We start from the raw sequence: 8,158 nt of genomic DNA, 5'->3' as shown, positions 1-8,158 counted from the left end.
GCTTCCCTCACAGGAAGGGCATCGTTTCATGACCAAATCCTCTCAGATTTGGTCCGGTTTGCTTAGGAATTACCAAAGTAAGCGGAGCTGACGTATAACAATTCATTCAAGCCGACACCGCTTCGCGGCGTGGCTTAACTCAGGTGTTAGACCACTGGGGCCCATTCCGACTTTCATCATGGCTCAACTGATTATTTGGCTATTTAGCGCAGCTCTTTCTATCGCCGTCGTGATGGTCGCGTTTGCGATACTTCTCCGCCCGTTCCGGGTGATAGTTGTCGCCTTCATTGTGCTTATGGCGGTTTGGTTCGTCGCAATATTGGTGTCTGGAGCGCTTGATCGGCTATTCGGCGTTGGCGGTTTTCTGATGGAAAACTCTGCGGCTTGGGGCTACTTGTTCTGGCGTTGCAGAGGGGTAATCATCGGCATGCTAGTTGTGTCGCTACTTTTACGCTTTATTGAGGACGTGATTGAGCGACGCAAAGCGGCCTAATAATTCATTCAAACCGAAGCCACGTCGTGGCGTCGGCTACGTGCCTGCGCTACGCTAGCACGCGTCCGCCGCCCGGCCACGGGGCGGCTTAACTCAGGCGATAGGCTCACATGGACACAGCTTCGCTCTGGATCGCAGTCGCCGGTCTTTCCGCAACAACGATCGCATCGGTGCTCGGGCTCTACTTCACCCACAAGTCGCAACGATCGCCCCTTCGCGAACAGCTCTTCTCGAAGCAAATAGAAGTTCTGTCGGACTTCTCTGTGCACTCGTGTCGCTTACAGAAAGTTGCGGCGGCTCTTCAGGACACAAACGGGAGGAGCCCAGAGGAAACACAGGGACTGGACGAACTATGGGATTCCATCAACTACGAGATCCTAGACATTGTTCAAAGGGGCGCTGTTGTTCTCCCCACAGAGCTATACTCTGCAATGACTGCATTCCGTGCTTGTGCAGAGGAATTTGAAATCGCTGTTGTCAAAAGCACCAACGTCGGAAAGGCGTACTACGACCTAATGGGTGCGAGCATGCACGTAGCAATGCTCAGCCGAGATCTCCTTGGCGCCGATAAATTGAGCAAGGAATCACTCAAACTCCATGGGATGGAGAGTTTCCAACAGATGCAGGAGATCGGCCGCGTATCGCTGGCTAGAGTTGGTCGCGCGCTGTGGACGCAGTCCAGGCGCATTGAAAACAAGGAGAAACCACAGTAAAGCCCAAGCATTTCGTTAAGCCGAGCCCGCATCGCTACGCAGCTTGGCTTAAGCCTTTAATGCCACTCATCGTCCACGCCCAAGCTTCCTCAGCATCCTCCCCGGCAGCGTACGCTTCAGGAACAGCGCGTTCACTTCCCGCACGCTGAGATAGCGGCCGGTCTTGCCTTCCTTGCCCATGACGTCGAGCAACACGGGCCACTCTCCGTTCATCAGCTGCCGGTCGATCAGGCGCCGATTGCCCGCGGCCCGTTCGTAATTGGCGTCCATCATCGCCTTCAACTCTTCGGCGTCCAGCCCCAGTTCCTTGCCGCCATCCGGCTTGGTCTTCTGGCTGGCGAATTGCTTGAGGCGATTCAGCTCATCGAGGTCGCCCCGCGCCTTCGCGTCCAGGATGCGCGATCCAGCGCCTTTCTTGTCGAACGGCCCGTTCCGCAATTTGTTGAGCCTGAGGCCGTTGAGGCCGTTGTCGAGAATGTCCCCGGGGCCCAGTCCGTTGGCCAGCAGGGCGATCAACCGGATCGCCAGGGACGGAAGCGACGGGCTTCCCTCGCCCGCGGCCGCGACGCGTTCGATCGCGGCGGTGGCGTCGCCGATCGTGGCGGTCCTGTCGGATAACATCCCCTGCGCGACCAGCGCCCGGAGGAACGGACAGGGATTGTTCGGGGACACCTTGGGTAACGGCTTCTTGTCCATGACGCACCTCCGGGCCGGGTGGATCGATTGTAAGCACGGGCGGCGCCGCACCGCCGCGAGAAGCGTGCGACCGTGCCGATGGCGCGATGACGTTGCCGAACGCACGCTTCGCACGTGCACGCGCTACCCTGTCATCGACATCAGCAAGGACACCGTCACGATGACCCTCATCGCTTTACTCGTCGTCATCGCCGTGGTTGCGATGTGCTGGCAGCCACGGCGATCGAAAGCGAACCTCGCGCCGGCCGGCCCGATGTCTCCGGAATCGGACTTGCTGCGGCTGTGCCACGGCGATGCAGCGAAGATGCGGCGCCTGATCGCGCTGGAGAAAAAGGCGGCGCCGTCGATCGCGCGGCATGTCGCGATCGAGCGCGCCATCGATCGGCTTCGCCGAGACCATCGCTGAGGGACACACTCGACATGATCGACCGCAGATTCCGGAAACGCATGGCGCGCTATCTCGCCGAACGCGAGAAGCGGTCTCTCGAGGAACTGGAAGATCTCGAGATCGAGGAATGGTTCGACTTCTGGCACCTGCACCCGGACTTCAAGATGCGTGGCAACCGGGTGCGTCCCATGGTCGCGGCGCTGACCTTGCGACTTCTTGAAAAGGCCGAAAGCCTCGTGGCCGGTCGTCGCGATCCCATCCAGGCATGGGCTCAATTGTGCGAGAACACCGGCTATACGGCGATCTACCTGCATTCGCCCAATCCGAACGGAACCGAGTATCCCCATGCCTTCGATGGCGTGGAGTGGGGTATCGCCGAACCGGAAGAACTGCGTGGGCTGATCCCGCCCACGCATGAGCTTGGCCTGCAGATGTGGGATGGCGAGAAGATTCACGTCATCCGGAAGCGCGACTGATCGTCTGCCTCGCCGCCACCAGGCATCGGCTTCATGCCGACATCAAACGCCTGCGCTGTCATGTCCGGCATGCAGACTGCATCCGTTTCCCTTCACGCCCGAAAGCACTCTGCGACACGATGGCCTGCGGCACTGCTCGCCATCGCCATCGGTGCTGCGCTTGCGTTCGCGATGCATCCGGATACCACCGACGACGCCTTCGAGCGCGGCACCGGCCTGCGATTGCCGCCTGGCGTCCACGTCGTCGGTCATGACCGGACGATGCACGACAAGCTGCTGCATGTCGGCGATCGCTGGTGGTTGTCGGGGCCACCGCGCGATCTCGTCGGATTGGTCGACGGCACCGGCTTCGCCGTCTCGACCGAGGACGCGAGATGGCTGCTGCCGGCGCAGGATGACCGCGGACACCGCTGGACGCCGGACGACGTGCGCGTCGGCTTCGAGCACGATGCGCGACGGAACGACTGGTATCTGATCCTCGGCGACGGAACGACGGCGCTGTACGAGGACAACTGAATGCGCGCGCCCCGCTTGGGGCGCTACGATCTGGCCTCCCGCCATCGAGCGCCCCGCATGGACCCCGAACGCAAGCGTGCGCTGAAGAAGCTCGGCAAGGCCGAAGTGCAGCGACAGTCGGACGAGGTCCGGCGGATGCTGGACGAGGCGAACCCCGCGGATGCGACAGTCGATGCGCGGATGAAGGGCCACAAGCTCGGCATCGAACGCGAGCGCTGGCTGCGCAAGCGGTTGCCGACGCTGCACCGGCCGCAACTGGACGAACTCTTCGTGGTGTGGCCGTACGCCGGTGGCGGCTGGGTGCCGACGCCGGACGGCTACGTGCAGTGCGAGGACTGCGGCTCGGCGCTGCCATCGATGCGGCCGAAGTCGTGGCTGTACGGCACCGGTTGCCGCTGCGGGAACATCACGTGGTGGGAATTCCTGCGCTGGCGGCGGATCACCGTGCGCCGACCCGATCGCGTCATCGCGATCAAGCTGGCGGGGCGCGGCTAGGCGCCTGTGGAGACAGTGGCCGCGCGCCGCGCATTCCCCCGTTGCATTGCCCGATAGCCCGCGTTTGACCCGCTGTCCGCGTCGTGCTATCGAGGATGTCGGGCGTGGAGATTGCCCGAAAAAAACGAGATTTTCCGATTGAAATCGTCAATAGGGAGATGGCGCATGGCTACCAAGAAGACCACGGCTTCGACGAGCGTGAAGACCTCGCGCACGGTGGCGAAGTCGCTCGAGCAGTTGCAGGCGGACGGACGCAAGGTGCAGGTCATCGGACGGGTGAAGGGTGGCAAGCTGGAAATCGACCACGCCAGCCTGGCCGAAGTACTGAAGAAGTTCCCGGATGCGAACCTGTCGTTCGTGGCGGTGAACGCCCCCTTCGATCCGGTGCGCGACGCCGCCTGATCACTTTCCTCCTTTTCCGGGCAGGACGCCGCCATGGACGACCACGACGTCCGGCAAGGTTCGATCGAGACGTTGCTGCACGCCCCCGCGGAGCGGGGGCGTGTCGGCCTCGTCGCGCGCGCATCGCTTGCCGGCCGCACTTCCGATTCCGCCTTCTCGCGCTATCTCGCCGCCGTCGACACCGCCGTCGACGCGCATCCGCCGCCGTTCGACGCGCCCCGCTATTCGGCGATCTACGAACAGGCCTCCGCGGACGGGCATTGGCTCGCGATTTCGCTGATGACCAATGCCGAGCGCGAAGGCGACGGCGCGAAGCGGCTGTGGTCGCTCGCTGCCTGCGCCACCGATTCCGCACAACGCGCGCTGCTGAAGAAACACGCCGTGGACGAATCCCGCCACGCGCTGGCCTACCTGACCTTGCTGGACCTGGTCTTCCCCGGCGCGGTCACGCCGGAGTTCCGCGCCGAACTGGACACGCTTTCGCCGAAGTTCTCCATGAAGCAGGACGTCGAGGCCGTCCCGGGTTCGCCGTATGCGCGCGTGCCGGAACTCGACGACTACGTGCAGATGAACATCGCGGAGATCCGGACCACGCTGCACCACCTCATGCAGCGCCACGCGCTGCAGGCACATTGCCCGGAAGTCCACTGGCCGCGGGTGCAGCGCGTGCTCGATTCCCTGCTGCAGGACGAACTCGACCACGTGGGCTACACCGCGGAACTGATCGAGTCGCTCGGTGGCGCGGACACGACCGGGACCGATCGCATGCGCGCGCTGTACGCGAAGCGCCTGAACGATTTCAACGCGATCACGCGGGACGAACTTGAACGGCTCGTCTTCGACTGATCCGTTTGCAGAACCCAGCCTGCGCCAGGTCCGGGCCTGGACCAGGGCTGCCGGCCTGTCGCCGTCAGCCTTCGCGTCGCTGTATCGCGGCGCGCTGCGCAAGGCGATGTCCAACCTGGTCCAGGCCTTGTGGCGCGAACGCCTCTGTCCTTGCCTGGAAACACCGGAAGGACTGGCCCTGGGCGAAGCCGGTGCATTGTGGGCACCCGCGCAGACCGACCTGCCGTTCCGCCGGCTTCGCCTGATCGGCTGGCCTGCGTGTCGCGACGGTAGCGACGAAGAGCGGTCGCTGCGCAGCGCGGGGCCGTTCCTGCGCGTGCTGGCACCGCTGGTGCCCGACTGGACGCAGGACGATTTCTGCCGCCTTCGCCGCGATTTCCACAACAGCCTCGCGAACCTCGTGCTCAACCGTGCACTCGTGCGCCTGCGTCCCGACAACACGGTCGCGCTGGAACCGGCATCGGATGGCCACCAGACGTTCCCGTTCCCCGGCCTGCGCGTCGGCCCGTCGCTGTCGGCCATCGTCGCCTGCAGTCCGCTCAACGCGCGCCCGGTCGGGATCCCGCTGGTGGAAGTGGGGACGCTGCTGCGCATCGAAGCCGAGGACGGCGTGCAGGCGCGGGACTGGCTGGGGGCACACGCGACGGAAGCGCTGGCGGCGCTGGGGATCGAGGGTGCGGTGCTGCCGGTCCATCCGTGGCAACTGACGTCGTCGTCCGGCCTGCGCGCCTTGTTCGATGCGGGACTCGTGCGCTTGCTGCCGGTTTCGCTGCCGGCGGTGCCGCTCGCCTCCCAGCGCACGTGCCACCTGCTGGACACACGCTGCGATCTCAAACTCCCGGTCGATGCCGCGCTGACCGGCGAATACAGACTGCTGTACCGGCTGAACTGCGAGAACGCGGTGGCGGTGTCGTCGGCAATCGAGGCGCTGATCGCGAAGGAAGGCTGGGCGGACACGCTGGGCGGGCAGTTCGACCGGACCGCGCTGTTCCACCCGCTGGAGGCGCTCTCACCCACGCTGTCGGCGATCGTGCGCGCACCGATCGCCGGATACGGGCGCACCTGCATTCCCGCGATCAACCTGTGGACCGGGCCGCGGCTCGCGCTCGCCCGCCTGCACGACCGCTCGCACGCAGAACGGTTCTTCCATCGCTACTGCCACGTGCTGCTGGAAGGCCCGCTGCACCTGATCGGCGCCGGCATGGCCACCGAGCCGCATCTGCAGAACGCACTGATCGACTTCGATGCGGAAGGCCTGCCTGCACGCCTCGTGCTGCGCGACCTCGACGCCACCGTGCTGGACCCTGCGCGTTGGCGCGATCCGCGCACCACGCCGGTGCCGCTGCCACTGGCGGAGGGCACCTGGGCGCACATGCCGGCCTTCGCCGACGGGTGCCGGCGCACGATCTACGCCGCCCACTTCGGGCATCTGGGCACGGTGATCGACACCCTCCGCAGCCTGTTCGGTCTGCCCCTGTCGCGATTGATGGCGGCGATGGACGCCGTCTGGCAGGACCTGACGACCGCCGCGCAGGCGCCGCTTCCGTTCGACGCATTGCGCCGCGACCGGGATGCCGTCCGGGTCTGCCTGGCCAACCGCATCCGGCGCGATCCGGGGCTGCGTTTCACGGCCTGAACACGGCCGCGAGACGCGCCCGGGCGTTCAGGCCCCCACGCGCCGGCGCACGGCGTCGAAATCGCGGACCGGGCGGACTTCGACCGCACCGTAGCGGCTCCACGGCCAGGCTTCGGCCATGCGCACGGCCTCTTCCAGACTGTCGGCCTCGATCAGGCTGTAGCCGGCGAGAAACTCCTTCGTCTCGGCGAACGGCCCGTCGGTCACCCGCAGCGCGCCGTCGCGCACGCGCAGGGTGCGCGCGGTCGAGGCGTCCTCCAACTGCTGCGAGCCGATCAGGCGACCTTCGGCCTCCAGCGCGTCGGCGTGGGTGATGCAGCCGTGCATCAGACGGTCGAACTCCTCCGCCGGCAGCGCGGCCATGAGCTCGGGATCGGTATGGATCAGCAGGAGGAAGCGCATCGCGGGTCCCGGGGGCGGCCTTGGCAGCGTGGATGATGCCCCGGATCGGCGGCCGCGGCGTGTGCCATCCGGCGAATCGCCCGATGCGCGAAAAAAATTTTCCGCCGCGTGTCGATTCCCGCCGCGTCGGATCGTCGTACCCGATGAAGCCCCCGCTTCCGACCGAGGAACCGACATGAAAGTGATGGCGATCGTGAAGGCCACGCCCGACTCCGAGGCCGGCCGCCTGCCCGACCCGGCGCTGTTCGAGGCCATGGACCGCTTCAACCACGCACTGGCCGACGCCGGCGTGCTGCTGGCCGGCGAAGGCCTGAAGCCGTCGGCGGCAGGCGTGCGCGTGCACTACGACGGCCCGCAGCGGCACGTCGTCGACGGGCCGTTCGCCGAGACGAAGGAGCTCATCGCCGGCTTCTGGCTGTGGCAGGTGCGGTCGATGGAGGAAGCCATCGTCTGGGCGCGCCGCTGCCCCAACCCGCGCCACGGCCCCTGCGTGGTCGAACTGCGGCCGCTGTACGAGGCCGACGACTTCGGCGAGGCCTTCACGCCCGAGCTGCGCGAGCGCGAGGAACAGCTGCGCGCCCGCCTCGATGCGCAGCCCTGATCTGCTGCCCGCACCTTCCCCGCCCCCGCCCCCGCCCTGCCCACACCACCGGAGACCTCCGCCATGCAAGCCATTCCCTACCTGAACTTCGACGGCCAGTGCGCCGAAGCCTTCGCCTTCTACCGCGAGGCGCTCGGCGGCGAGATCGTGTTCTCCTCGCGCTACGGCGATTCGCCGATGTGCGACCAGATGCCGGCGGACACGCACGACCGCATCATGCATTGCCACCTCGTCGCCGACGGCGCGGAGATCATGGGCGCCGACGGTCCGCCGCCGCACGACGGCCACGGCAACACCTGCATCAACCTGATGGTCGGCAGCATCGAACAGGCCGAACGCATCTATGCCGCGCTGTCGGCCGGCGGCACGGTGTTCATGCCGCTGCAGGAAACCTTCTGGGCACATCGCTGGGGTTCGTTCACCGATCGCTTCGGCAAGCCGTGGATGGTCAACTGCATGAAAGACCCCGCGTGACCGCGCGCCGCCTCCATCGC

14 protein-coding genes are annotated in these 8,158 nt (G+C 65.6%); 11 read left to right on the top strand and 3 right to left on the bottom strand.

Going from position 1 to position 8,158, the window contains the following annotated elements:
- The first annotated feature begins 178 nt into the window (after positions 1-178).
- Together ACT53R_RS17800 and ACT53R_RS17795 are read left to right on the top strand one after the other, a co-directional pair.
- Complete coding sequence (locus ACT53R_RS17800; RefSeq protein WP_476173255.1) at positions 179-493, top strand: hypothetical protein; 315 nt, start codon at positions 179-181, stop codon at positions 491-493.
- 110 nt (positions 494-603) lie between these two features.
- Positions 604-1,206 carry a hypothetical protein gene (locus tag ACT53R_RS17795; RefSeq protein WP_476173254.1) on the top strand — a complete coding sequence of 201 codons (603 nt, stop codon included), beginning with the start codon at positions 604-606 and terminating at the stop codon, positions 1,204-1,206.
- Positions 1,207-1,272: 66 nt separating this feature from the next.
- Here the strand turns inward: ACT53R_RS17795 and ACT53R_RS17790 are convergent, their stop codons facing one another.
- Positions 1,273-1,902: a hypothetical protein gene (locus ACT53R_RS17790; protein WP_476173253.1), complete on the bottom strand. Its 630-nt coding sequence runs from the start codon at positions 1,900-1,902 to the stop codon at positions 1,273-1,275.
- A 160-nt stretch (positions 1,903-2,062) separates the two neighbouring features.
- Here ACT53R_RS17790 and ACT53R_RS17785 point away from each other — a divergent pair, with 160 nt between their 5' ends.
- Both ACT53R_RS17785 and ACT53R_RS17780 read left to right on the top strand, forming a co-directional pair.
- Complete coding sequence (locus ACT53R_RS17785; protein ID WP_476173252.1) at positions 2,063-2,308, top strand: hypothetical protein; 246 nt, start codon at positions 2,063-2,065, stop codon at positions 2,306-2,308.
- A gap of 14 nt (positions 2,309-2,322) precedes the next feature.
- Positions 2,323-2,766, top strand: a complete 444-nt coding sequence (locus ACT53R_RS17780; RefSeq protein ID WP_476173251.1) for a hypothetical protein — start codon at positions 2,323-2,325, stop codon at positions 2,764-2,766.
- A gap of 42 nt (positions 2,767-2,808) precedes the next feature.
- Here ACT53R_RS17780 and ACT53R_RS17775 read toward each other — a convergent pair whose 3' ends face one another.
- Positions 2,809-3,018, bottom strand: coding sequence for a hypothetical protein (locus ACT53R_RS17775; RefSeq protein WP_476173250.1), 210 nt, complete (start codon positions 3,016-3,018; stop codon positions 2,809-2,811).
- 9 nt (positions 3,019-3,027) lie between these two features.
- On the opposite strand from ACT53R_RS17775, the gene ACT53R_RS17770 reads away from it, so the two are divergent.
- The 5 genes from ACT53R_RS17770 (at position 3,028) to ACT53R_RS17750 (ending at position 6,661) form a co-directional block, all read left to right on the top strand.
- Positions 3,028-3,282: a hypothetical protein gene (locus ACT53R_RS17770; RefSeq protein ID WP_476173249.1), complete on the top strand. Its 255-nt coding sequence runs from the start codon at positions 3,028-3,030 to the stop codon at positions 3,280-3,282.
- A 57-nt stretch (positions 3,283-3,339) separates the two neighbouring features.
- A complete protein-coding gene (locus ACT53R_RS17765; protein ID WP_476173248.1) occupies positions 3,340-3,777 on the top strand; it encodes a hypothetical protein in 438 nt (145 codons plus the stop codon).
- Between the two features lie 165 nt (positions 3,778-3,942).
- Positions 3,943-4,179, top strand: coding sequence for a hypothetical protein (locus tag ACT53R_RS17760; RefSeq protein WP_476173247.1), 237 nt, complete (start codon positions 3,943-3,945; stop codon positions 4,177-4,179).
- A gap of 33 nt (positions 4,180-4,212) precedes the next feature.
- On the top strand, positions 4,213-5,025 hold the full coding sequence (locus tag ACT53R_RS17755) for a hypothetical protein (protein WP_476173246.1): 813 nt from the start codon (positions 4,213-4,215) through the stop codon (positions 5,023-5,025).
- Positions 5,003-6,661 carry an IucA/IucC family protein gene (locus tag ACT53R_RS17750; protein ID WP_476173245.1) on the top strand — a complete coding sequence of 553 codons (1,659 nt, stop codon included), beginning with the start codon at positions 5,003-5,005 and terminating at the stop codon, positions 6,659-6,661. The genes ACT53R_RS17755 and ACT53R_RS17750 overlap by 23 nt, the downstream gene beginning before the upstream one ends.
- 27 nt (positions 6,662-6,688) lie before the next feature.
- Here the strand turns inward: ACT53R_RS17750 and ACT53R_RS17745 are convergent, their stop codons facing one another.
- The gene (locus ACT53R_RS17745) at positions 6,689-7,063 is read right to left on the bottom strand and encodes a YciI family protein (protein WP_476173244.1); all 375 of its coding nucleotides are present in this window, start codon (positions 7,061-7,063) and stop codon (positions 6,689-6,691) included.
- Between the two features lie 175 nt (positions 7,064-7,238).
- Here ACT53R_RS17745 and ACT53R_RS17740 point away from each other — a divergent pair, with 175 nt between their 5' ends.
- Positions 7,239-7,664, top strand: coding sequence for a YciI family protein (locus ACT53R_RS17740; RefSeq protein ID WP_476173243.1), 426 nt, complete (start codon positions 7,239-7,241; stop codon positions 7,662-7,664).
- Between the two features lie 63 nt (positions 7,665-7,727).
- Positions 7,728-8,138, top strand: a complete 411-nt coding sequence (locus ACT53R_RS17735) for a VOC family protein (RefSeq protein WP_476173242.1) — start codon at positions 7,728-7,730, stop codon at positions 8,136-8,138.
- Positions 8,139-8,158: the final 20 nt, after the last annotated feature.

The organism is Lysobacter sp. DMC104 (assembly GCF_056313665.1).
This window is presented reverse-complemented; position numbering and strand designations above follow the sequence as displayed.

What these genes read in the sequence shown, in the direction of transcription:
- ACT53R_RS17780 (WP_476173251.1), top strand. Translation starts at nt 2,323, where the DNA reads ATGATCGACCGCAGATTCCGGAAACGCATGGCGCGCTATCTCGCCGAA.
- ACT53R_RS17795 (WP_476173254.1), top strand. Translation starts at nt 604, where the DNA reads ATGGACACAGCTTCGCTCTGGATCGCAGTCGCCGGTCTTTCCGCAACA.
- ACT53R_RS17775 (WP_476173250.1), bottom strand. Translation starts at nt 3,018, where the DNA reads ATGACCGACGACGTGGACGCCAGGCGGCAATCGCAGGCCGGTGCCGCG.
- ACT53R_RS17765 (WP_476173248.1), top strand. Translation starts at nt 3,340, where the DNA reads ATGGACCCCGAACGCAAGCGTGCGCTGAAGAAGCTCGGCAAGGCCGAA.
- ACT53R_RS17755 (WP_476173246.1), top strand. Translation starts at nt 4,213, where the DNA reads ATGGACGACCACGACGTCCGGCAAGGTTCGATCGAGACGTTGCTGCAC.
- ACT53R_RS17770 (WP_476173249.1), top strand. Translation starts at nt 3,028, where the DNA reads ATGCACGACAAGCTGCTGCATGTCGGCGATCGCTGGTGGTTGTCGGGG.
- ACT53R_RS17760 (WP_476173247.1), top strand. Translation starts at nt 3,943, where the DNA reads ATGGCTACCAAGAAGACCACGGCTTCGACGAGCGTGAAGACCTCGCGC.
- ACT53R_RS17735 (WP_476173242.1), top strand. Translation starts at nt 7,728, where the DNA reads ATGCAAGCCATTCCCTACCTGAACTTCGACGGCCAGTGCGCCGAAGCC.
- ACT53R_RS17790 (WP_476173253.1), bottom strand. Translation starts at nt 1,902, where the DNA reads ATGGACAAGAAGCCGTTACCCAAGGTGTCCCCGAACAATCCCTGTCCG.
- ACT53R_RS17785 (WP_476173252.1), top strand. Translation starts at nt 2,063, where the DNA reads ATGACCCTCATCGCTTTACTCGTCGTCATCGCCGTGGTTGCGATGTGC.
- ACT53R_RS17800 (WP_476173255.1), top strand. Translation starts at nt 179, where the DNA reads ATGGCTCAACTGATTATTTGGCTATTTAGCGCAGCTCTTTCTATCGCC.
- ACT53R_RS17745 (WP_476173244.1), bottom strand. Translation starts at nt 7,063, where the DNA reads ATGCGCTTCCTCCTGCTGATCCATACCGATCCCGAGCTCATGGCCGCG.
- ACT53R_RS17740 (WP_476173243.1), top strand. Translation starts at nt 7,239, where the DNA reads ATGAAAGTGATGGCGATCGTGAAGGCCACGCCCGACTCCGAGGCCGGC.